This is a genomic window from Chamaesiphon minutus PCC 6605 (genome assembly GCF_000317145.1).
Lineage (GTDB): Bacteria > Cyanobacteriota > Cyanobacteriia > Cyanobacteriales > Chamaesiphonaceae > Chamaesiphon > Chamaesiphon minutus.
The window spans coordinates 3,006,415-3,029,509 of sequence record NC_019697.1 but is presented as its reverse complement, the minus strand read 5'-3'; the positions used below and the strand labels follow the sequence as shown (position 1 = coordinate 3,029,509).

24 protein-coding genes and 1 pseudogene are annotated in these 23,095 nt (G+C 46.4%); 9 read left to right on the top strand and 16 right to left on the bottom strand.

The annotated features are described in order from the left end of the window. Nucleotides 1-66: 66 nt before the first annotated feature. A complete protein-coding gene (locus CHA6605_RS13900) occupies nucleotides 67-1,098 on the top strand; it encodes a DnaJ C-terminal domain-containing protein (protein ID WP_015160078.1) in 1,032 nt (343 codons plus the stop codon). 13 nt (nucleotides 1,099-1,111) lie between these two features. Here the strand turns inward: CHA6605_RS13900 and CHA6605_RS34160 are convergent, their stop codons facing one another. Beyond that, nucleotides 1,112-1,258: a hypothetical protein gene (locus CHA6605_RS34160; protein WP_157259989.1), complete on the bottom strand. Its 147-nt coding sequence runs from the start codon at nucleotides 1,256-1,258 to the stop codon at nucleotides 1,112-1,114. On the opposite strand from CHA6605_RS34160, the gene CHA6605_RS13895 reads away from it, so the two are divergent. After that, nucleotides 1,258-2,145, top strand: a complete 888-nt coding sequence (locus tag CHA6605_RS13895) for a hypothetical protein (protein WP_015160077.1) — start codon at nucleotides 1,258-1,260, stop codon at nucleotides 2,143-2,145. The genes CHA6605_RS34160 and CHA6605_RS13895 overlap by 1 nt on opposite strands. A 22-nt stretch (nucleotides 2,146-2,167) precedes the next feature. Here the strand turns inward: CHA6605_RS13895 and CHA6605_RS13890 are convergent, their stop codons facing one another. The 9 genes from CHA6605_RS13890 to btpA form a co-directional block, all read right to left on the bottom strand. Further along, nucleotides 2,168-2,602 (bottom strand): NUDIX hydrolase, encoded by a 435-nt coding sequence (locus tag CHA6605_RS13890; protein ID WP_015160076.1) that lies wholly within the window; start codon nucleotides 2,600-2,602, stop codon nucleotides 2,168-2,170. Continuing rightward, entirely contained in the window at nucleotides 2,599-2,973 is a 375-nt protein-coding gene (locus tag CHA6605_RS13885; protein WP_015160075.1) for a DUF2237 family protein, read from the bottom strand. Before CHA6605_RS13885 ends, CHA6605_RS13890 begins: the two co-directional genes overlap by 4 nt. Nucleotides 2,974-2,995: 22 nt before the next feature. After that, nucleotides 2,996-3,436, bottom strand: a complete 441-nt coding sequence (locus tag CHA6605_RS13880) for a GNAT family N-acetyltransferase (RefSeq protein WP_015160074.1) — start codon at nucleotides 3,434-3,436, stop codon at nucleotides 2,996-2,998. Between the two features lies 1 nt (nucleotide 3,437). Further along, nucleotides 3,438-3,650 (bottom strand): sulfur carrier protein ThiS, encoded by a 213-nt coding sequence (thiS, locus tag CHA6605_RS13875; RefSeq protein WP_041549352.1) that lies wholly within the window; start codon nucleotides 3,648-3,650, stop codon nucleotides 3,438-3,440. Between the two features lie 189 nt (nucleotides 3,651-3,839). Further along, on the bottom strand, nucleotides 3,840-4,898 hold the full coding sequence (locus tag CHA6605_RS13870; RefSeq protein WP_015160072.1) for a thiamine phosphate synthase: 1,059 nt from the start codon (nucleotides 4,896-4,898) through the stop codon (nucleotides 3,840-3,842). Between the two features lie 146 nt (nucleotides 4,899-5,044). Next, on the bottom strand, nucleotides 5,045-5,935 hold the full coding sequence (locus CHA6605_RS13865) for a DsbA family protein (RefSeq protein WP_015160071.1): 891 nt from the start codon (nucleotides 5,933-5,935) through the stop codon (nucleotides 5,045-5,047). Nucleotides 5,936-6,186: 251 nt separating this feature from the next. Further along, entirely contained in the window at nucleotides 6,187-6,756 is a 570-nt protein-coding gene (locus CHA6605_RS31630) for a glutaredoxin family protein (protein WP_015160070.1), read from the bottom strand. A gap of 154 nt (nucleotides 6,757-6,910) precedes the next feature. Next, nucleotides 6,911-7,858 carry a vitamin K epoxide reductase family protein gene (locus tag CHA6605_RS13855; protein WP_015160069.1) on the bottom strand — a complete coding sequence of 316 codons (948 nt, stop codon included), beginning with the start codon at nucleotides 7,856-7,858 and terminating at the stop codon, nucleotides 6,911-6,913. Between the two features lie 128 nt (nucleotides 7,859-7,986). Beyond that, nucleotides 7,987-8,835: a photosystem I biogenesis protein BtpA gene (gene btpA / locus CHA6605_RS13850; RefSeq protein WP_015160068.1), complete on the bottom strand. Its 849-nt coding sequence runs from the start codon at nucleotides 8,833-8,835 to the stop codon at nucleotides 7,987-7,989. Between the two features lie 563 nt (nucleotides 8,836-9,398). On the opposite strand from btpA, the gene rimO reads away from it, so the two are divergent. The 5 genes from rimO to CHA6605_RS13835 all read left to right on the top strand — a co-directional run bounded on the left by rimO (nucleotide 9,399) and on the right by CHA6605_RS13835 (nucleotide 13,734). Next, on the top strand, nucleotides 9,399-10,730 hold the full coding sequence (rimO, locus tag CHA6605_RS13845) for a 30S ribosomal protein S12 methylthiotransferase RimO (protein WP_015160067.1): 1,332 nt from the start codon (nucleotides 9,399-9,401) through the stop codon (nucleotides 10,728-10,730). Nucleotides 10,731-11,111: 381 nt separating this feature from the next. After that, the gene (locus tag CHA6605_RS13840) at nucleotides 11,112-12,671 is read left to right on the top strand and encodes a DEAD/DEAH box helicase (RefSeq protein ID WP_015160066.1); all 1,560 of its coding nucleotides are present in this window, start codon (nucleotides 11,112-11,114) and stop codon (nucleotides 12,669-12,671) included. Nucleotides 12,672-12,740: 69 nt separating this feature from the next. Further along, nucleotides 12,741-12,887 (top strand): hypothetical protein, encoded by a 147-nt coding sequence (locus CHA6605_RS34155; protein ID WP_157259988.1) that lies wholly within the window; start codon nucleotides 12,741-12,743, stop codon nucleotides 12,885-12,887. Between the two features lie 137 nt (nucleotides 12,888-13,024). Further along, complete coding sequence (locus CHA6605_RS36225) at nucleotides 13,025-13,150, top strand: hypothetical protein (protein ID WP_015160065.1); 126 nt, start codon at nucleotides 13,025-13,027, stop codon at nucleotides 13,148-13,150. A gap of 29 nt (nucleotides 13,151-13,179) precedes the next feature. Then, nucleotides 13,180-13,734 (top strand): RNA recognition motif domain-containing protein, encoded by a 555-nt coding sequence (locus tag CHA6605_RS13835; RefSeq protein ID WP_015160064.1) that lies wholly within the window; start codon nucleotides 13,180-13,182, stop codon nucleotides 13,732-13,734. A gap of 215 nt (nucleotides 13,735-13,949) precedes the next feature. On the opposite strand, the gene CHA6605_RS13830 is transcribed toward CHA6605_RS13835, so the two are convergent. Further along, a complete protein-coding gene (locus CHA6605_RS13830) occupies nucleotides 13,950-14,867 on the bottom strand; it encodes a LysR family transcriptional regulator (RefSeq protein ID WP_015160063.1) in 918 nt (305 codons plus the stop codon). A gap of 177 nt (nucleotides 14,868-15,044) precedes the next feature. Between CHA6605_RS13830 and CHA6605_RS13825 the strand changes: the two genes are divergently transcribed. Together CHA6605_RS13825 and CHA6605_RS13820 are read left to right on the top strand one after the other, a co-directional pair. Further along, the gene (locus CHA6605_RS13825; RefSeq protein WP_015160062.1) at nucleotides 15,045-15,806 is read left to right on the top strand and encodes an SDR family oxidoreductase; all 762 of its coding nucleotides are present in this window, start codon (nucleotides 15,045-15,047) and stop codon (nucleotides 15,804-15,806) included. A gap of 363 nt (nucleotides 15,807-16,169) precedes the next feature. Continuing rightward, nucleotides 16,170-16,988: pseudogene (locus CHA6605_RS13820) on the top strand (IS630 family transposase); the annotation flags it as partial. Nucleotides 16,989-17,263: 275 nt separating this feature from the next. Here the strand turns inward: CHA6605_RS13820 and CHA6605_RS13815 are convergent. From CHA6605_RS13815 to CHA6605_RS13795, 5 genes are all read right to left on the bottom strand, one after another. Next, complete coding sequence (locus tag CHA6605_RS13815) at nucleotides 17,264-17,557, bottom strand: hypothetical protein (protein WP_157259987.1); 294 nt, start codon at nucleotides 17,555-17,557, stop codon at nucleotides 17,264-17,266. Between the two features lie 33 nt (nucleotides 17,558-17,590). Beyond that, complete coding sequence (locus CHA6605_RS13810) at nucleotides 17,591-18,838, bottom strand: cysteine desulfurase-like protein (RefSeq protein ID WP_015160060.1); 1,248 nt, start codon at nucleotides 18,836-18,838, stop codon at nucleotides 17,591-17,593. Between the two features lie 279 nt (nucleotides 18,839-19,117). After that, complete coding sequence (locus CHA6605_RS13805) at nucleotides 19,118-19,798, bottom strand: 2OG-Fe dioxygenase family protein (RefSeq protein ID WP_015160059.1); 681 nt, start codon at nucleotides 19,796-19,798, stop codon at nucleotides 19,118-19,120. Between the two features lie 135 nt (nucleotides 19,799-19,933). After that, nucleotides 19,934-21,025, bottom strand: coding sequence for an SAM-dependent methyltransferase (locus CHA6605_RS13800; RefSeq protein ID WP_041548043.1), 1,092 nt, complete (start codon nucleotides 21,023-21,025; stop codon nucleotides 19,934-19,936). Between the two features lie 261 nt (nucleotides 21,026-21,286). Continuing rightward, nucleotides 21,287-22,813 (bottom strand): tyrosine phenol-lyase, encoded by a 1,527-nt coding sequence (locus CHA6605_RS13795; protein ID WP_015160057.1) that lies wholly within the window; start codon nucleotides 22,811-22,813, stop codon nucleotides 21,287-21,289. Nucleotides 22,814-23,095: the final 282 nt, after the last annotated feature.

The window sequence follows — 23,095 nt, the reverse complement described above, 5'->3', positions numbered from 1 at the left end:
CCGATCCCTTACCTAAAACCTAAAACTTAAAACCCAAAACCTAAAACTTAAAGCCTAAAGCCTTCCATGCAAGACATTCGCAATTACTACGAGCTATTGGGTGTAAAGCGGGATGCTACCGCCGATGAAATCAAACAATCATTTCGGCGACTGGCAAGGAAATATCACCCAGATCTCAATCCTGGCGATAAAGCTGCTGAAGACAAATTTAAAGATATTAGCGAAGCCTACGAAATTTTATCCGATCGCTCCAAGCGATCTCAATACGATAAATTTACGGGGTTTTGGCGCAAAAATCGCGAGCGATCGACTACTTCTAATCCTCCCAGAGAAAGAGCGGATGAGGATGATTTTAGTGATGATTTTAATACCTTTATCGATCGATTATTAGGCCGCAAAAAAGACTCAAATAACGGTAATAATCGAGATCGATATCCTAGTAACGACGCTCAAACCGATCGAGGTACGACCCAAACCGCGCGCAATCCGCGTACTAGCGAACGCCGCACCAGCCGCGAGGGAGATCCAGATCGAATGGGCGAGCGCAATACCTTCGCCGAAGCACCACCCCAAGTACGTCCCAAGAATCTCGAAGCCGAACTGACATTACCGCTCGATAAAGCTTATCAGGGCGGGCGCGAACGTATTACCATTCAAGAAGATGGCCGTTCTCTAGAAGTAGAAATGCCCCCTGGTATGCTCCCCGGACAAAAAATTCGCCTGCGCGGACAGGGGATCGCAGGCGGCGATCTTTATCTCAAAATTAATGTCGCACCCCATCAATACTTTAGACTCGAAGGGATAAATGTCTATTGTCAATTGCCAGTAACGCCAGCCGAAGCCGTCTTGGGTGGATTTGTCGAAGTACCGACTTTGGATGGGTTAGTCAAAATCAGTCTGCCGCAAAGCATCACCTCCGGCCAAAAATTACGGCTGGCGGGCAAAGGATTTCCGGCTGATGATGGTAAGCGCGGCGATCAGTTACTCGAAATCCAAATTGTCGTCCCCAAAAATTTGTCTCCAACCGAACGCGAACTCTACCAAAAGTTACGCGAGATCGAATCATTTAATCCGCGTCTAGATTTGACGATGAATTAACAATGATTTCTGGTTAATGACGGTAAGTGCGGCAAGGGAATGTTTGAAATCCAAATTGTTGTCTCGCCCCAAATTCATCTAAACTAGAACGCAAACCATACTCCAGATTACCTAATGTAAACCATTTAATATCCGTCTGAATTTGACGATAAATTAACAATGCTAGAGCTATTTATCGAGCCTTTGAGCCTGTGGAATCCCCAATTAGTTCGCGAACTTAAATCGCGGTTAAATTGGCTAAATATCGCGATTGTCACAGTAATTTCGATAATAATGCAATGGATAACATTTACCATTTCTGGCCTGATTTGCATCTATAACTCCCCCAAATGGTGGCTGAATTTATCTGAATTACTCGACAAAGAAATCTGGCTGGTGTTGGCAATTGGTGGCATTTTTTCGATCGCCCAAGATTTCGATCGCGAGATGCGGAGTGGCACTCTCAATATTGTCAAACTTTCACCAGCTAAACCACTAGAGATTGTAGTTGGCAAATTAATCGGCGTACCAATTTTAATTTATTGGGCAGTTTTTTTAGCATTACCACTGGATGTTGTTGCCAGCATTCGAGTTGCCGAAATCGCACCCCATGACTGGATAGGCGATCTAGTTTCGGTGATTCAGATTGGCTTATTATATCTCTATGCTTTGGTAGGAACGATGAGATTTCCATTACCATCGATCGTTCTGAGTGTCATCTTATCAGCGATCGGTGGATTGAGTCTTTTTAGTATCGAGCGATTGCTGTTAGTTCGGCAAAATAGTGGCGAGTATGTCAATCTAGGCATACATTCATCTGAATACTGGTGGATGAGCGGCAAAATTGTTCTAATGTTTGTCATTAGCTACTTTGTGTTAGTTTCGCTCATCCGAACTTGGTATCCGCGCTCGCGATTCGATCGACAAAAATCATCTTATACAATGCTATTGCCCTATTTCTCCTCCCTAATTTTCCCCGTGTTAATAGCTGGAGCACAGCCAATCGGAATGTTGGTGTTTATCGTAATTGCCCTGAATGTCATCATCAAAGCACATGAAATAACATAAACTCATCTTATCGATCTGCGATCTAAGCCCACCATTCAATAAAATCCATCATAATCTGTTGATGCACTGCCCCCAGCGGACGTTCTTCACCTGCGATCGCCGAATAGGCAAAACCCGCCTCGATTTGAACCGGACCGATCAGTCCTAGATCCCAGCCTTCACTGAGCACTAACTTATCGATTTCTACCGTCAACGGCGCGTAGAAAACGTGTCTGATAATTCGATCGTCACTATAGCAGCCAAACTTTTTGGGTTCGGCGATCTGATAGCCGATTTCCTCTAATATTTCGCGCTCGACAGCAATTTCGGGAGTTTCATCTGGCTCGATATGTCCGCCAAATAAACCCCACAAACCTGGATAAAGAATCGTCGGAATATTGTCCCGCAATTGCATTAGGAACTTCCCCTCGTGGGGTAGAATCGCGATCGCTACTTCAATCGGTAAATTATTACTCATCCAGAAATTGCATGTTGCTGAAGATCTGCCAAACTTACAAACTTAAGCGCGCTACTATGTGTGGCTGCTAAATCCACAGGTGGTGCGACACCATCATCTAGAGCTTCTTTCCACCGCGACGCACACAGACACCATTTATCTCCAGGCTTTAAACCTGGAAAATTAGCAGATGGAACGGCGGTGCTCAGATCGTTGCCTTGGGCTTTAGTGTATGTCAAAAATTCCGTAGTAACGCGCGCGCACACCACATGAGTACCCCGATCTTGAGGGCCTGTGGCACAGACACCCGTGCGAAAAAATCCAGTCATCGGCGAGGTACAGCAAGTCTCAAGTTCGGTACCCAGAACATTTCGATCGGGATTAACATTCATAATTCAAAATCTATCTTCCTAACTACAAAGACAGCGTATATTGATGAAACTCCTCATTCTTAATATATCCCAACGAACGATAAAGGGATCGAGCGGCAGTGTTAGCAACTTGAGTCGATAAGATGATGCGAATTGCGGCTGTCTCACGCCCAAAATTTTCCATTGCCCCCATCAGCAATCTGGCCACACCCCGATTGCGATAAGCTTTACTAACAAATAAATCATTTAAAATCCAGATGGGTTTCATGGCAACTGATGAAAAGCTGGGGTAAAGTTGCGTGAATCCGACTATTTGGGCATCGATGCGCGCGACAAAGATCCGAGCATCACCTCGATCGAAACGTTGTTGCAAGAAATTGCGTGCAGCTTCAAGATCTGATGGTTGTTGATAAAAAATTCGATAGCAATCGAACAATTTTGCGATCTCGTCTAGATCCTCGATCCCCGCTAGATTGACTTCCATACTAACCACCACCGACGATCGTCACAATTTCTAATCGATCGTGAGGTTTAATTTCTGTCTCATCCCAAAATTGCCGATGCAAAATTTCTCCGTTATATTCTACGGCCAATAGCCTGGGATTGAGACCCATTTGCACTAATAGTTGGGGCAGATTTGTCTTGGGCGCACAGGTATGACTTTCGCCATTGACTTGTAATTCGATTCGATCGAGGATTGGGGATTCGGGATTGGGGATTGAGGATTCGTCTGGACTTGCTAGTGAAGAATTGTCAGCCTGATGTTGTCGATCGTCTACCATAAAATTATCACCAAAATTCCTGAATTTCCTAAACCCTAAACCCTAAAGCCTAAATCCTAAAGCCTAACGCCTAAAGCCTAATACCTAAAGCCTAACGCCTAAAGCCTAAAGCCTAAACCCTACCTGCGGAACTCGATTTAACATCCCCAGACAAAACTGCACGGCATGAGTGGGATTTTCGGCATTCATAATCGCACGTACCATTGCGACCCCAGGCGCGCCAGCTTTGAGCACATCATCTAAATTAGTATTATCGATCCCACCGATCGCAAACCAAGGCACGGTCGCATTTTTAGCAGCATATTGAACGTATTCAATCCCTGCGGCAGCTTTGCCAGCTTTGGTAGGCGTTTCGTATACTGGTCCGACACCAATATAGTCGGCACCTTCTTTGATAGCGCGTTCCATTTCCTCTGGGTTAGTGGTCGAGCGACCGACGATTTTTTGTGCGCCGAGGATTTGTCTGGCTAGTGCGATCGAGATATCTTGTTGCCCCAAATGGACGCCATCGGCATCGACTGCCAGTGCCAGATCTACGCGATCGTTGAGAATAAATAATGCCCCATAATGATGGCAGAGTTGACACATCTGTTTGGCGATCGCCAATCGATCGGTATCGTTACTTTGCTTATCGCGATATTGCACTAAAGTCAATCCCCCTTGCAACGCTGCTTCCACGCGCAGGAGTAAATCTGGGGCGGCTGATGTGACTAAATACAATCGCGAATTAGCTAGCAATTGACGGCGACGATAGTTGAGGAGATTGCTTTCGAGGGCATATACGCGGTAGCGCATCTGCTTGGAGCCACTGCTAATGGCAGGTGAGTAAAGTTTGCCATATTCTTCGATGACGCGTAAGGCTTCTTGCACCCGACAAAGATTTGCTTGCAGGAGTTGTTCGATCCCCGTGCGTTGTTCCTCGCGGGGATGACTCAGCGTGGTACCCACATCTCTGGCGGTATCCCGCGCGGCGCGAATTTCTGGCGTATGCCACATCCCCAACTCCTGACGCATCTGCTTGCACTCGTTTGCCATCGCCTGATGATTGAGGGCAAATCGGCACCATTCTTCAATAATGCGCAATCCCTCCCGCGCTCGATCGAAATTTGCATCTAAAATGCGCCAGACGGCAGGTTGGAGAGATGCTAGAGAGGTGTCGTTCATGAGAATAGGGAGTAGAGGGTAAAGAGTAGGGAATAGGGAATAGGGAATAGGGAATAGGGGCTAAATTCCTAATTTACAGGCACGAGCTAACACTTAATTTCGATAACTACATACAGCTATCCACTATCCACTATTCACCCATCCAACTATTTTTTCGTAACTTGTGCCAAGGCTTTTTCTAAATCTGCTAGTGACGCGGCTCCAGTCACGACTTCCCCATTCAAAATAAATGTTGGAGTACCATCGACCCCCAGTTTGCGCCCGAGCTTAAAATCTTCTACGATCGCATCATCGGCGATTTTGCGATCGGCATTAAATTTCTTGAGATCTAGTTTAAGCGCGTTAGCAGTTTCGACATAAAAACTTTCACCTAATTTAGCTTGATTGGCATATAAAGCATCATGATATTCCCAAAATTTACCTTGTTTATTGGCTGCCCAGGCAGCACGAGCTGCGGGTAAAGCTTCTGGATGAATTTGAGTCAGCGGGAAATACTTATAAACTAGGGTAACTTTATCCTTGTGCTTTGTCATAAATTGTTTGACATTGCGATCGGCTGTGGCACAAAATGGGCATTGAAAATCTGAAAATGCTACCATTACGATTTGTCGCTGGCTCGCGCCAGTTGTTGGAGAATTGCCAATTAAGGCTTTGGTATTGCGCCGCGCTTGCTTGAGTGCTTCAGCCTGAGCTTTTTGCTCTTTTTGTTGTTGCTCTAGGGCATATTTTTGTAAAACTTCGAGCAACACATCTGGATTTCGGCGAATTACTTCGAGAATTTGTTTTTCTAGTTGTGGCGTGACTTTTACCGATTGAGCGAGGCGAGTTTCACTAGTAACAATGCGATCTGTAGCTGAGAAATTACGCTCGACACCAGGCTGGATGAGTTGCTCTGCGGCGATGGACTTTTCAGCAGTGACGATCGGAGCGATGCGTTTGCTCTGGCTGTCTGCTTGAGCGGGCATGGCACCCAAAATCAAAGATGAAAGTACCAATGATAAAATTGGCAATCGCCACAAATTGAGTAAATAATTCATTTTCTGTATTAGATCGGGGTAAGTTGATGGAATTATAATAATGCCAATAGCGATCGAATGAGTCAGCTAAATTAATTCTGAGCTAGTTTACTAAATTACTTAATCCCGATTTAAAAAATAAAGACGAGAGATAGATTGACAGGCTCCAGATCTAGCAAGAATTTCCCAATCTGCTGTCTTTTCTGTTTAAAATGTTGGGAAACAAAGGCGATCGAGAGCCGCAATCTCCGATCCCCAAAAATTAATAAGATTTATTTCTGATACTTAAAATTTGTCGGCCCTCGATAACCTGAAAGTTTTGCCAGTTCTTTGAGATCTTTGGTTCCAGGATAGTATTTCCCGTCAATTTCCCAAGTTGGAAACATTTTGATATTCCGTTCTTTGCACAACTTACGTTGGGAATTGTCACCATCGACAGAACATTCGATGTAGGTTAATTTAGTAGCAGCAGTAGCTCCAAATAGAGATTTTTGCTTCTGACAGTGATCGCACCAATAAGCACCGTAAAATATCACATTCTTAGCTGCTAAATATTCTACTAACGCAGTTTCTGAGGCTCCAGAAGTTGTATCAACTTTAATCGATTTACTCTGGTTATCGCTCGGCTGAGTAGGGTTGTCACCAGTCGGTCGGATATCTAAATTAGGTGCTGGCGTAACAGTCGGTACTGATGGGTTTGGTACCGATGGTTTCGGTAGTGTGGGGTTGGTGGGCTGCGCGCAGACTCCCGCTCCAGCTAGCGCGCACGCCATACCGATCGCCACAGCCTTAACCAGATTTGCGGTGGTATACTCAAGTAGCTGCAATTTTTTTGAAAGCATTCAGTTAAAGTGAGTGATGTTTAGCAATTCTTAAAATATATAAACTATTTATGTCGATCGCACAAGTTGCTAATTGACACAAAGCCAGAGCCACACGCTTTTAGCTAAGGGGATCGCATCTAATCCGCCAGTAAATCCCCGCTCGTAATTAAGGTTATCGGGTAAACAATCGATCGTATTTGAAAGCAGTATCGCCCTTATAGCCAGTTAATTCCGCAAGTTTTGCCAATTTCTTCACTCCAGTATCTAGTTTCCCGTTGATACTCCAAGTGGGGAATCCTTTAATGCCAGCTTGAGTGCAAACTTGTGGCTGTGGGTTCTTTTTGGCATCGGCGGCACATTCAACATTGGGGACTTGTTCCCAAGCTTGCTTGCCAAATAACTGCTTCTGTTCGTAGCAATGTGGGCACCAGTAAGCACTATACATTTTCACGTCTTTGCTGGCGAGATATTTAGCTAGCTCGATCTCCGCCGTTCCTGATGTCGATTTAATTTCCCAACCGATCCCCGGTTCCGGGGCGGTAATCGGTGAGAGCGAGTTGATTTCGCCACCGACTGCCGTATTGTAAAGTATCAATGAGACGATAATCGCCCCTAAACCTGCTGCGGTTCCTGAAAATATCAGTTGACCGATATCGTCCCAATCTCGACCGATAATTGTCAATCCCAAAATTGCCAAGGTAAAAATTGCCGAAGCAATGCAAAACGGACACGCCGCTTTAATAACAAAAGCCAACAGATACATTAGATAGCCGCTAAATACAGCCATCCCGACGCCAGCGAGAAATAGCCCCAACCAGGTGAGGTTATTGAGCTGATTGTGAGCGGCTTTATTGCTTTTGGGATCGATGAGTGTAGGTGCAAATGCCATCACGGCGACAATGACGTAACTCACTAATCCCAAGCCTGTCAGCGGAAAATTACCTACATTGGCAAAGGGGCTAGCTAGCACGATCTGACAGCCTTCCGTCCCACATGCACCGTTGTTAATGAGTTTTACCCATGTCAGATAGGCGGTAACGCAAATACCTAAAATTGCGATCGAGCCAATTAGCAATCGCGAGTATTGATAGATCCAGGGAACTTGACGACGTTTCATCATAGGGATTAGGTATTAGGTGTTAGGGATTAGGTGTTAGGTATTAGGTATTAGTATGAATAATTAGCAAGACGCTTGCGTCTTCACTCCCAAAGCCTAAAGCCTAAAGCCTAAAGCCTAATACCTAAAGCCTACTTATGAATTTTCATCGAGTCGATCGCACGGCGCACGGATTGACTATTTAGATCCTGACGCATTGCTTCGACAAATTGACTGACGCGAATTGGGTCGATTGAGTTCTCGATTTTGCCTTGACGTTTGAGCGAACTCGATACGATCGCTCCATCGGCAAACTGCATCAGGCTATTAATATTATTGCAATCTGCACCGCTACCGACAAGAATGGGGGTGTCGCCAGCAGCAGCTTTGGCAACTTGAAGATCTTCGAGGCTCGGCGGCTTGCCAGTCGCCAAGCCCGAGAGAATGATGGCATCGGCTAGTCCGCGATCGATCGTGTCGCCCACAGCCGTCGTTAGATCGCTCGAACTGAGGGGCTGCGCGTGTTTGACGAGGACGTCGGCCATGATTTTGACATTAGTGCCCAATTCGCGACGATAGCGAAGTAGTTCGTAAGCACAGCCTTCAATTAAACCCTGATCCGTTGCCATTACACCAGAGAGAACATTGACGCGAATAAATGCCGCTTCCGTACAACTGGCGATCGCCATGGCACTAAGACTATCATTTCGCAAGACATTAATCCCGATCGGTGCTGCCACTAAGTGCATCAATCTCGACACCACCGTCGTCATCGCACTGACTACAGCCGGATCGACGCGACTTTTCGGAAAAGGGGCATCAAAAAAGTTCTCGACAATAATTCCATCCACGCCGCCAGAAACCAGTGCGACAGCCTCTTGCTCGGCGCGATCGATAATCGCACTGAGGCTACCGCCCCAACGCGCAGAGGTCGGCAGGGGCAGCAGATGAACTACGCCAATAATCGGCTCAGTAGTGTTAAAAGTTTGCTTTAAATTCACGTTTTGCGTTTAAATTAGGCCGCTGGCGATTACCGCACCAACTCAAGCTTGGGTATGACCAAACTGCCAGACTCCATCTTCATCTATATATTATCCACAAATTGGGCATGAGTAGCTCAACTGTCTGGAGTTAGTAATCCAAGTTACTGATTTGTAATTTTTGGTATCACAGAAGTTTCGCGCTGAGTGCATCGATCGATTCTGCTAATTCTCGCTAACGATCGAAACAACTCAGATTCTGTTGCTGGCAGAAAGTTTGTGTCTGGGTTGCTCACTGTTGTCTGTTCGCTTAGTCTGCAAGAGCGTAATATTCTTGATTTTCTGTTTAAATCTGTCTTGGCTGCTCGTTCTGGTGAAATTCCACCATCTCTTCTGCCTTATCCCTGTGGACTTCTACTAAAAATCGATCGTTTTACATTTCGCAACATTGTGATAAGATATAAAGCGAGGATTTTAAGACAGTTATCAGGTTAAATTTGGGCGGAGTGAAACCAAATGCAAGTTTGAGCTAGTAACTGAAAAAACCACCACGTTACTGCTGGAGACAAATAACTCAAGACTACATGGGCAACAAGCCGACCATTGCAATATCTCATTTAGGTTGCGAAAAAAACCGTATTGATAGCGAACACATGCTGGGGCTGCTCGTAGGAGCGGGCTATGAAGTAGATGCTGACGAAACCGCAGCAGATTATGTTATCGTCAATACTTGTAGCTTTATCGATGCTGCTAGAGCCGAGTCGATTCGCACTTTGGTAGAACTTGCTGAAGCCGATAAAAAAATTGTCATTACTGGCTGCATGGCGCAGCATTTCCAAGCCGAGCTATTAGCAGAAATTCCCGAAGCGGTAGCCGTTGTCGGGAGTGGCGACTATCACAAAATTGTCGATGTCATCGAACGCAGTCAAGGCGGTGAAAGAGTTGTAGAAGTCAGTGCCGAACCGACTTATATCGCCGACGAATTTACGCCGCGCTATCGGACGACGACTGAGGGTGTCGCCTATTTGCGCGTGGCTGAAGGCTGCGACTATGGCTGTGCTTTTTGCATCATCCCGCATTTGCGGGGCAAACAGCGATCGAGAACGATCGAATCGATCGTCGCTGAAGCACAAAGATTGGCAGATGAAGGAGTGCAGGAGCTAATCCTAATTTCCCAAATCACTACTAACTATGGGATCGATATCTATGGCGAACCGAAGTTAGCCGAATTGCTGCGCGCTCTGGGGCAAGTAGACATTCCCTGGATTAGAATGCACTATGCCTACCCCACGGGATTAACACCCAAGGTAGTTGCAGCCATGCAAGAAACGGCTAACGTGCTGCCATATTTAGATCTACCCTTACAGCATTCTCATCCCGAAATCCTCCGTGCCATGAATCGCCCGTGGCAAGGACAGGTAAACGATCGCATCATCGAGCAACTCAAAACTGCTCTCCCCGATGCCGTCATGCGGACGACTCTAATCGTTGGCTTCCCTGGGGAAACTGACGAGCACTACCAACACCTCCAAGCATTCTTGCAACGGCATGAATTCGATCATGTTGGGGTGTTTACCTTCTCCGCAGAGGATGGAACTCCAGCCGCTACCTTGCCCCATCAATTGCCACAAGCACTGATGGACGAGCGACGCGATGGAATCATGGCGATGCAACAACCGATTTCACTTCGCCGCAATCAAGGCGAAGTCGGTAAAACCGTGGATGTCCTGATCGAACAGGAGCATCCAGAGTCGGGGTTGTTAATCGGCAGATCTGCTAGATTTGCCCCAGAAGTGGACGGATTAGTGTATGTTAGTGGGAGTGCCCGCCTTGGGTCGATTGTTCCTGCCATCATCCATGAAGCCGACCACTACGATCTTCACGGCAAGATCGTTTATCCATCAACAGTGAAATAGCGATCGGTTATCCGGCAATGCCAAGCATCAAAGCTTAGTATTAAAATGATAAAAGAGCGATACGAACTAAATGACCGTGAAATCCAAAATTTAAAACAAATTCTGGATTGGAGCGAAGCCTCTAGAATTCAGTAGAAAGACCGATATTATTCGACAACAATTCATCTCAGAATCTGCGTCTCGCAAGCGATGCGAACATTCTGTAACTATTTAGTATTTATTTTATCAGTGTAGAATTGCTATTAAATTCTCACTAACCCCAGACTGAATGGTTCAAATATTGGGTACGATGTTTTCCCCGGTTGATGTACTGATTAATTCCTAAATATTAGCTCCTAAATTTTCGAGACAAAATCATACCGATCCACTCAACAACAAATTATGACCGTTTCTTTCTCTAGCCTTGGACTTTCCGATCGCATTGTTACACAACTGGAAGGTCTGGGGATTACTGAACCCACCAATATTCAAGAGCAAGCCATTCCCTATCTATTAGCTGGCAAAGATGTCGTCGGCCAATCTCAAACTGGGACGGGTAAGACTGCTGCATTTTCCCTGCCAATGATCGAACGGTTGGATTGGCAACGTCCAGTCGTTCAAGCCTTAATCCTGACGCCTACTCGCGAGTTAGCGATGCAGGTATCGGCAGCGATGAAGACCTTCTTGGGCGGCAACGAGCGTCGCTCGCCGATCTTGACTGTCTACGGCGGCCAAGCCATCGACCTACAAATTCGTCGCTTAGAAAGCGGTGTAGCTGCGGTTGTCGGTACTCCCGGACGCGTCATCGACTTGATCGATCGCGGTCATCTCCGCTTGGGACAAGTTGAATGGTTGGTACTCGACGAAGCCGATGAAATGCTCAGTATGGGCTTTATCGACGATATCGAGCTGATCTTGAGCAAATTGCCCACCGAACGTCAAACAGCGTTCTTCTCGGCAACGATGGCACCCCCCATCCGCTCCTTGGTCAACCGCTTCCTCAAATCGCCCGTCACCGTCACCGTCGATCAAGTTAAAGCAGCACCTTCTAAAATTCAGCAACAGGTTTACTTCATCCCTCGCGGCTGGACTAAGGCTCAAGCACTCCAACCCATTCTCGAACTCGAACAGCCAGAGTCTGCGATTATCTTTGTGCGGACTCGTAAAGCCGCAGCAGAACTCACCAACCAACTCCAATCTGCCGGACACAGCGCGGATGAGTACCATGGGGATCTGACTCAAACTCAACGCGAACGCCTCCTGACTCGCTTCCGTAGCGATAAAGTACGTTGGATCGTAGCTACCGACATTGCCGCACGCGGTCTAGATGTCGATCATCTCAGCCATGTCATCAACTACGATCTGCCCGATAGCGTCGAGAACTACATCCACCGCATCGGTCGGACGGGTCGTGCGGGTAAAGAAGGGGTCGCCATCTCCTTGATTCACTCCCTCGATCGTCGCAAGCTGCAAGCGATCGAACGTCGCGTCAAACAGTCCCTCACGGTCTGTCAGATCCCGACTCGCGCCCAAGTCGAAGCAGCTCACGTTCAGAAGATTCAAGGTAAGGTTCAAGAAGCTCTCTCCGGCGAACGGGTAGCATCATTCTTGCCGATTATCGCCAAAATGAGCGAAGAATACGACGTGCATACTGTCGCCGCAGCAGCACTCCAACTCGTATACGACCAAACTCGCCCAGCTTGGTTGGATATGGAAGAACCCCAAATGCAAGAGCGCGACCGCGACCGCGATCGGTCTAACAGCTACAAACCTCGTGGTGGTGGCGATCGTCGCGGCAGTGGCGGTGGTGGTAAACCAGTCCTCCGCAATAGTAACGATGGTGGCGGTCGTTACGATCGGCGCGACAGCAGCCCTCGCAACGAAAGCAGCCGTTACGAACGCGATAACAATCGCGACAACCGCGACTACCGAGGCGGCTACCGCAGCGAAGAACGCGTGTAATTGTTAGCTGTGATGGGGAGATCCCACTGCGGATCTCTCAATCGCTCCTAAAACTTATTTAAATCCTAGTTGGTCATTGGCAACTACATCCAAACGTCGATCGAAGGTGGGCATTGCCCACCTTTTAATTTGACATTTGGCGTACAAAAGCAACGATTGGCATCAAATTTTACTAAATCGATCGAGGAATTGGCGATCGTCAAGACCCAGACGTGATAATTTAAATAGGGGTGTCACAAAGTTTGTGAAAAAACATTAAAATATAGTGTCTAGGACACAAACTTCGCATGGGCGGGTTCATCCCCAGTGTTGACAACTAGCAATTGTTTGACTTTACTGCAATTCGATGCTCCATGGGAGCGGCTCTGCATCCAAAACGATCGACTGGCGATGAATGTAACGACGATCGCACTGCTGCGGCTGCTCTGGCTCCACCTAAAATTGAGTCTCCCTTGGGAGAACTCCTGCAAGCAAGCTAATTTGATTCCACTCTGGAGGAATTTTTTATATGTCTATTCGTTTATATGTAGGTAACTTACCAAAATCTGATGTAGAACGGGAAGAACTTCAAACCGTTTTTGCAGATGCTGGCGAGCTAGTCTCTGTGAAAGTCATTAAAGATCGCAAGACTGGTAAGTGTCGGGGATTTGGCTTTGTCACCGTCGAAACTGACGAGCAAGCCGACCAAATCATCGAAAAGTACAACGGAGCTATGTTCCAAGAGCTACCCATCAAAATCGAAAAAGCTCTACCTAAAGCCAAAGGTCAAGACGATGAAGACGGCGAAGCTAGCGAATCTACCGAGCCTAGAGAGCCTAGCACCGTTCCTAAACCAAATCTCAGCAATAAGGGTAATGCTAGCAGCACTAGCACTCCCCGCCGCAGTAGCGGCGGTGGTGGTAGCAAAAAAGGTGCTCGCAAGGAAGGAGCTAAAAGCACGACCAATAACAATAATAATACCTACACTAGCAGTACCAACACCGAAAGTTTCCAGCCCGATCCTCGCTGGGCTGGCAAATTAGCCGAACTCAAGGACAAATTAGCTCAATCTGGCAATCTCTAAATTTGGCAGATGCCTAAATCGAGATGACAGACTGCAATTGCTTGCAGGTAGATATACTTATTGCTGGGATCGTGAGATTCTGGCAATTTTTTTGTGAAGTTGGGAGTGGATCGGTGGCGGTATGGGTACGATCGGAACAGGATCTAATATTAAGATAAGCTCGTCTCAAATTATGCAGCCACCACAAACTAGCTATTCCGCTTTCCCCAATCGCTTTAGATCCTCGTGCATAATGTTTGAATAGTTTGCCGCAACCAGCAATTTGCATCATCTCGATCGCTCAACTTGCTCCACAACATCGAAACCGTCCATGCGGGTAACTCGATCGGTAGTTCAAAAAATTCAATTTCATCGAGTCTAGAAAAATAACTTGCCATCCGCAACGGGACGCAAGCGATCGCATCGGTCGAGGCAATAATAGCAGGTAAAACCAATACATGAGGCACCGTTAAGACAATCCGCCGCTGGAGATTGCGAACGGCCAATGCTCGATCGATTTCGCCTGTGATATCGCGGCGAATGGTAACTAGAACGTGAGAGAGGCTGACAAATTCGTCTAGAGAAATCGACTCTCGAACGATCGCGGGATGATGTTTCCGCGCGATGCCGACAAAATGCTCGCGAAATAATGGCAGACACGTCGTTTGCCGAGGTGGGTTTGGAAAGACGCCTAATGCTAAATCGATCGCACCTGTTTCGAGCAGATCGCCGACGCGATCTTTTTCAAATTCGATCGTTCTAAAATTCAGATTGGGTGCGGCTCGATCGCAATCTGCAATTAATTTAGGGAGCATAATAAAGCTCGTATAATCTGCGCTCCCGATCGTAAAATCGCGCGAGTCGGATGCTGGGGCAAAGTTTTGGATAGCTCGAACGGTTTGGCGAATTTGGTGCAGTGCGGCAGAAATTCCTGGCGCGAGCGCGACAGCTTTGGCAGTGGGTTGCATCTCTCGTCCCACACGGATAAATAACTCGTCCCCAAACAAAGTTCTCAATCGTCCCAATGCCGCGCTCATGGCTGGTTGCCCTAGATACAGCTTTTGAGCCGCCGCCGTTACGCTGCGTTCCTCAAACAGCGACTCAAAGGCAACTAAGAGATTTAAGTCAATCTGAGCTAGTTCAATCGATTTCATTAATATCTATTATTCATACAATCGATTTGATTAATTTACAAGATCTTGGTAGTGTAAGTCTAGACGAACTACACAAACGTCTTGTTGACTTCAGACAAATATTTTTTACTGACCCATGCTAGGTAGCAGCTTGTTTCCCAGCATCAACAATAACTAACTGGCAAGAGGACAATAATCATGGAACTTAACAACGCAGTTGCACTTGTTACAGGTGCTAATGGTGGTATTGGCGGTCACTTTGTCGATCGATTGCTTCAGTCAGGTGTCGCCAAGATTTATGTCTGCGCTCGGAGCATTAATAAATTGCAAAATCTCGTGGCACTCGATCCCCAAAAGATTATTCCCATCGAACTCGATGTCACTAACCCTCAATCCGTTGCTGCCGCAGCCGCAAAGTGTACCGATGTCTCGCTATTGATTAATAATGCTGGTACCTCTCTCAATCACGGCATCATTTCGGCTCCAGATTTAGATGCAGCTAAAGCGGAGATGGATGTTAACTACTTTGGCATGGCATCTATGTGTCGAGCCTTTGCACCGATCCTCAATCGCCAAGGCGGCGGCGCAATTGTAAATATCTTATCGCTCTTGGGCAAAGTAAATTTACCATTTAGCGGCTCATATAGTGCTTCTAAAGCTGCCGCCATTTCGATGACGCAGAGCGTCCGAGCGGAGCTGGCAGCACAGAATACGCTGGTAGTCGGCGTAATGCCAGGAACCGTCGATACCGATCTAGCTAAGGCATGGCCAGATCCGAAAGTTGCTCCAGCAGAGGTCGCTAGAGCCGCGTTACAAGCTGTGGTAGAGCAGCAGGAAGATGTTTATCCCGGCGAACAGGCTGCTCAGGTTTCAGCACAATTATTGGCCGATCCTAAGGGAGTGGAGAAATACATGGCCACTTTCTTACCTGGCATGGAATTGGCGGGAACTAACGCGTAGAGTGTTGGCGCACGGATACCCACAACATCCGATCGAAATCGATCGCGAGTGCGATCGAGCCTTCAGTTTGTGGGTTTAACGACAGATATCGATACCTTCAATGCTACTCTCGATCGAGTCTAACGATTATATTAAGGCCGATTCAAACTGAATATTACAGCAAATTGAGATCGAATGAACCACAAGTAGAGGAAGATAGAGGAAGGTAGATAAAAATGAAATATGGCAGCAGCATACTCGTTAGATTTGCGAACAAAAATACTAGAAGCGGATCGAAATCAAGAAGGTTCGCAGCGAGTCTTAGCTGCAAGATTTAAAGTAAGCTTATCTTTCATCAGGAACTGATTATGTCAGTACCGGAAAACAGGAGAGATTGCCCCTAAACCGCGAGGCGGAGATCGTCGGTCGAAGCTCAAAGCTAGCGATCGAGAACTTTTGAAGCAAATAATAGCTAAAAAAAATGACATCTACTTGAGAGAAATGCAGGTAGTAATTGAATCAGATTTAGGGATAAAAGTCAGCACTTCTAGTTTATGCCGCACCTTAGAGCGCTGGAAGTTAAGAAGAAAAAAAACTCTAATCGACAGCGAACGCCAGACGCACAGAGTTAAAAATTTACGATATGAGTGGCGACAATGGTTAGATAAAGTTGATGTCAGAAACTTGGTATTTATCGATGAAACAGGTGTCAACCTCTCAATGAATAGGCGTTATGGTCGCGGTGAAGGGGGTGTAAGAGTCTATGATGATTGTCCTGGCAAACGTGGTAAAAATCTGACCTTAATTGGCGCAATGAGTGATGAAGGATTAATTGTCACTATGACATTAACGGGCGAGCTGGATACTGCGAGTTTTTTAGTTGATATCGAACGAGTTTTATTACCTCAATTGTGGGTTGGTGCGATTGTCGTCATGGACAATCTCCCCGGACATCACGCTAAGCTCGCTGAGGAGTTGATTAAATCTGTTGGCGCGAGCGTTAAATTTCTCCCGCCCTATTCGCCAGATTTATCTCCGATTGAGTTATGTTGGTCTAAATTGAAAGAAATTCTTCGTTCTATTGGTGCTCGGACTACCGCTCATCTCGAGCGAGCGATCTCGGTGGCAATCGATAGGATCACTGATGATAATGCTTTGAGTTGGTTCCATCATTGTGGTCTGTACCTGGAAAAAATTCGCTGATTTTGTGGCACGTTCGATCGCAATTTGCTGTATTTTTAATTAGTTAATCCACACATTTGGGACTGTTATCGGACGAATCAATTCAACTTCCGCAGTACCAGGGATGTCCTCCATAAGTGCGATGCCACATGTATCGGCAAAATACCACTGTCCACTGACACGAACCAGGACCCAGTAAGGATCTTGTGGATCTAAAATACCCACAAATGGGTAGTATAGCGGTTCTCAAGTTAGTGAAGTACACCCTAGATATAGGCAGAAATTAAAGCATGAAATTATCTGTACCTCATCAATTTGAGAATGGCTATATATGCTGCAAAAACATTGCAGCCAAAACATTGCTGTATATATTCGGCAACTCGCAGATCGGGATAAGAACCGAGTTCGCATTCATCACCATGATGAATAACCATAACAGAACATGGCCAAGCTGGGTCATTAGTCTCTTGCATCCATGCCCAAATCGCGCCTACTTCTTCAGGTGTATCTGATTCTGGAAATACATCGATCTTTAATCCAGCAGGAATTAATCTAAAAAATGCCGCCGCAATAGCATCTGCGGCAAGCATCGTGGATAAAGTAATTTCAAACATTTCCAGCCATTAACCCGAACTAGCATTATCTATGGCTTTCAATAGTCGATCGATTTCCTCAATGGTGTTGTAATGAACCAAACCCATTCGCAACAAACCACCGCTGGACTCAATGCCTAACGCTTCAGTAACCCCCACAGCATAAAAATTACCATTCCAGGTAAAAATGCCCCGCTCGCCCAACTTTTTCGCTAGCTCGTGGGGGGAATACCCCTCAAGTCGGATGCCTACCGTCGGCGTGCGTTCGCTAACTCGATCGAGATTGGTAATTCCATACACCGTCAAACCAGGAATCTGGGCTAACCCAGAGAGCAAATAGCGGCTGAGTTCTTGCTCGTAGGCATGAATCGCCTTCATCCCAGCAACTAGGGCAGCTCGACGGTTATTAGCCGTCGGAGCGACTTGCTGTCCCAATTGGCGCAGATAATCGATCGTCTCTACCAAACCTGCCATTGCCTCATAACTCTGGGTACCTGTTTCCCACCGCGATGGCACATCATTAGAGGCAGGTGTCACTTTATAAGGCTGTAAACGGCTCAGATGCTCGTGTTTGCCATAGAGGATGCCCAGATGTGGTGCAAAGAATTTATAAGCCGAACAAGCGAGGAAATCGCAATCTAGTTCCTGCACATCGATCGCACCGTGAGGCACATAGTGGACGGCATCGACAAACACCAGCGCACCGACTTGATGGGCGAGTTTGGTGACAGCAGCGACATCGTTAACCGTACCGACAGCATTTGAGGCATAACCGATCGCGACTAATTTGGTACGATCGGTTAGTAATTCCTGTAGTCGATCGAGATCGAGCGTACAATCTTCCACCCGAATATCTAAGCTACGTATTACAACTCCCTTCTCTTCCAAAGCCTGCCAGGGAGAGATATTCGCATAGTGATCGAGCTTAGTAGTAATAATTTCATCGCCCGGTTGTAGTTCGCGCCCGATCGCTCGTGAGAAGGCAAAAGCAAGGGTCGTCATATTCGCCCCAAACACGATTTCATTAGCAGCACAGCCCAGCAAATCAGCCGCCGCACTCCGCGTTTCATTGATTAGCTTATCCGTCCGTTCGCTGGTGATAAAAGCTCCGTGAGCATTTGCATTAGAGTAAATTAAATAATCACTCATCGCCGCGATCGTATTTCTGGGCACCTGAGTCCCCCCAGGGCCATCAAAAAAGGTCACTGGCTGACCATTTAGTTCTTGAGACAACGATGGAAACTGGCTACGAACCCACCCCAAGTCAAAGTCAGGCATGAAATTATCCTCAAGTAATGGTAAATCAGAAAAGATCGGCTTTCAATACGATCGAAAATTAGCTCATAGGCAAAGGTTCGGGCAGAAAATCCCCTCCTTGGAGGGGTGCCCAAAGGGCGGGGTGGGTAGATCTCCGCCGTAGCTCATATACATAACCCCTTTGAGGTTTTCTAGTGGGGGAGGGCGGGTTTGTTGGAGATCGAATAGTAAACTATATCAGCTAGCATAAACCCGCCCCTACAGTCCTATAAAATCGACGATCGATCCCCCCAGCAGCTTCTACTCTTCATCCGGTGGAAATAAACCAGGAGCCGTGCAGACAAAGACATCTCGCGTACCCAATCCATCAGTCGTCGCACTAATCGGCGAAGTGAAATGGAAAAACAGATCGTCCCGAAACACCAAAAATTCACCCGGATCGAGCACCTTGCTGAAAAAGGGACTTCCCTTTTTGTCAACATATAAATGAGTTTGGGCACCAGCAACTGCCGATCGATCGATCGAGAAAATTCCGACTAAATCTACCCCATCCCGATGAATACCTTCAGGGGCGGGATTGCCTATTTCTGATGGGGAAGCTGTCGTTCTAATTTGATGGACGGCAATTTCTTGTTTCTGGGTACAAAGTTGGGAGAATTGGAAAAACTCTCGCACGATATTTTTAAATTCTGCTAGGGCAATTAGTTCGTCTTCTAGTTCTGCATATTCTCTGGCAACATCTCCGACCAAAGGATTAAATTGCTTTGGTTGAAATAAGCGTCGGTGTGGCAATTTGACTAACCGATCGCCAGAAAATTTAAAATGCGATAGGCGTCGGAACCGATAATGACCAGATATGTAAGGATCTGCGGGCAATCGATCGAAGAATGGTCGAATTGAATCGAGCGGTAGATCGGGCAGTGTTTCGAGAATATAACTTGCCAGACAGCTCAACTCTTTTGGCTTAGATATGTTAAACATCTTTTCTAATCTCCTCAGATTAGTTGACACCAATAGCTACAGTTTTATCGCAGATATTTCCAGGATCGATCGTAGAAATCTGCTGCTTTTACACATGTCGAAAATTCTTTATCAGAAAAATACAAAATTCCCGAATTAAGTTAAGAGCTTAGATTTAAGCTCCATCGTAAATGTAAAAGGTCGTTCGGATAGAGAAACAGTTGGTGTTGTTTCAATTACCTCCCATTGTCCTCTATTTGCAATTTCTTGCCATTCGCCAATTAGCGTATGATAGTCTCCTCGCTCCGGTCGGTCGTTTTTGATAATGTTAATTGCTTCTGTCAATAAGAAATTATTGATACAGAGTTTTTTGTCTGTTTCTGAAGCCAGAGACTTAAGGACATCTTTTATAACGAAACCATAATTTTCAGTAACAGAGTATATCAATTCTGGCGTATCTTTTTCGGGTAGATCGTGATTGTAATGAGCGTCGGAAAGTAGGCAGTAGGTGGACAGATTGGCAAGCATTGCCATGGTAGGTACTTTAATTTCTTTTGGCATATGATGCAGTGATAGCGACGCATTAACAAACCAAATGGGTTGCTGCTCCTTAATAATTGCCCATTGGTGAGGCTCGATTTCTTGAATTCGACAGCAAATTGGCGTAAAGGTAATCGGAATTATTAGAGATGCTTGACAGTATTTTTGGGCTGCTGCCAGCATTTCTGGAGATTGTTCGATTAAGATGAGATGAATTGACTCGATCGGATAAAGAGCCAAAAGTTGCTTGATAATCTCGATGAGTAGCGTGCCATTTCCCGGGCCGATATCAATAATTGTTGGGTGATAATTTACAGCAGGTGGTGGAGTTCGTCGCGCAAAATTAGCGATCGCCTTTAAAGTTCCGCTCATTTGCGACTGGTATAAATCTGTTTGAGTCCAGACATCGTAGGGCGTAGTTTCCGCAAATGCTGTAGCTGCGGGGGCAAAAGCTTGAGTCTCGATTAGATAATCTGCTAAAACCTGATTAAATGTCCGATCGACACCAAGTTTTAATACCGAAATCGCCTCAGATATTCTATGCGCAGATGCTAATAAAATTCCGGCATAAGTCAGTGGGAACTGACGATCTTTAACTTGGTGCGATATGGTTTTGCAAAGTTCGATAATTTTATCGAGATCGGCTCTGTCGTTTACAGCCTGTTGGATTTGGTTGAGTTGTTCTGAGTCTGTTCGATCGATAAACATGAGCAAATACCACGATTTTCCTCGAACACTATACATACATTGTGGCATAGGCACAATGAAGTCGCTCGGATTTATGAAGTAGGCGAAATGTTCGGGATTTCAGCCTACCAACGCAAGTTGCTAGTTATAACCTCAGCGGTTAGAAACCGCTGCTCATGTTGCAAAGTCCGCGCAGGCGGACTAGTTAATCACTCCGCGTAGGCGGACTTCGCAACACTAGACCCGATTTTAATCGGTGGCTATTCGTTGGCTCCACCTGTGTCAGCTAACTGGCGATTTCAGTGCAAACCGGGCTTGAAAAAAGCGGAGATATTTTGGTTCGTGAATCATCATCAAACCCTCCAGCCGATCGCGATTGTAATAAACCTCTTCCACTGCTTCAGCCGTTAAATCCATGTGTGCCTGGGTATATACCCGCCGGGGAATTGTCAGACGGACTAGTTCTAAGTTGGGATAATAATGGTCGCCAGTTTCTTTATTGCGGCCAGCAGAAACAATCCCGCGCTCCATCGTGCGAATACCTGCCTCTAGATAGAGTTCTGCGGCCAGACGTTGGGCGGGGAAATAGTCTTGCGGAATGTGGGGTAAAAAGGCTTTAGCATCCAAATAGATGGCATGACCGCCGATTGGCACCACCACCGGAATCTTCCAATCGATTAACTTCTGCCCCAGATACTCTACCTGTCCCACCCGCGCCCGAATATGCTCGTCTTGGACTGATTCTTCGATACCTCTGGCCATCGCTTCCATATCCCGTCCAGCCATGCCGCCATAGGTATGCAAACCCTCATAAATGACGACGAGATTACTGGCTTCTTCGTATAATTCGGGATCGTTGAGAGCCAACCAGCCGCCGATGTTAACTAGGGCATCTTTTTTGCCGCTCATCGTGCAGCCATCGGTGTAGGCGCAGAATTCGCGCAAGATCGCTGCAATTGTTTGGTGATGATAGTCCGCCTCTCGCTGTTGGATAAAGTAAGCATTTTCCACAGCACGGGTCGCATCGAGGATAATCCGAATGCCATAGCGTTGGGCGATCTGATAGACTTCCCGCATATTTGCCATCGACATCGGCTGTCCGCCAGCCATATTCACGGTTCCGGCTACGCTAATATAGGGAATGCGCGCTGCACCGACTCGATCGATCGTATCGGTCAGTTTTTGGAGATCGATATTGCCTTTAAAGGGGTGCAAAGACGCCGGATCGTGAGCTTCGTCGATAATTACATCGACAAACGTACCGCCTGCCAATTCTTGATGCAGCCTGGTGGTGGTGAAATACATATTTCCAGGTACATAGTCGCCTGGTTTTATCAGGATTTGAGACAGAATATTTTCGGCACCACGCCCTTGGTGTGTCGGGATGATATAGGAATAGCCGTAATACTTCTGGATTTTTTCTTCTAAATTATAAAAGTTTTTGCTACCTGCATAGGACTCATCCCCCATCATCATCCCCGCCCACTGGTAATCGCTCATCGCGGCGGTACCGCTGTCCGTGAGTAGGTCGATATAAACATCTTCCGATCGCAACAGAAAGGTATTGTAACCCGCTTCCGCGATCGCGCGTTCCCGTTCGGCGCGAGTAGTAATTTTTAGCGGCTCTACTACCTTAATCTTATATGGCTCGGCCCACGAGCGACGGCGGTGCGGACGCGCTGGTTTGTCATCGGGGGCTGGCTGCGCGACGGGGATGGTTGAAATAGCATCGGGGACTGGGGCAGAGTCAGATCGGCTGTTGCCTAATTCTGTCTCGATAGAATAGCTTGGAAGATTCAGCTCGGTCATCTAGCGCATCCCAAAACTTTACTTAGATACTTGCTAGTGTAACGATTGAAAATTGGCTATTTTGTGACTAAACAGACATAATTAGGTCTTGTTATTGCAAATTAATGGCAAAAGTATCGGCAAACATCAATGATTTTCTGTCGCACGATCGACTTATTTTTTACAAGATCGGTATTTAGTAATTCACGATTATCAATCAGGTTTCATTGACTCCGATCTGGCGATCGCCATTGCAAGTATATACTTTATTCTCAAGTGAATAATATTGCTTTAATTGAGTAG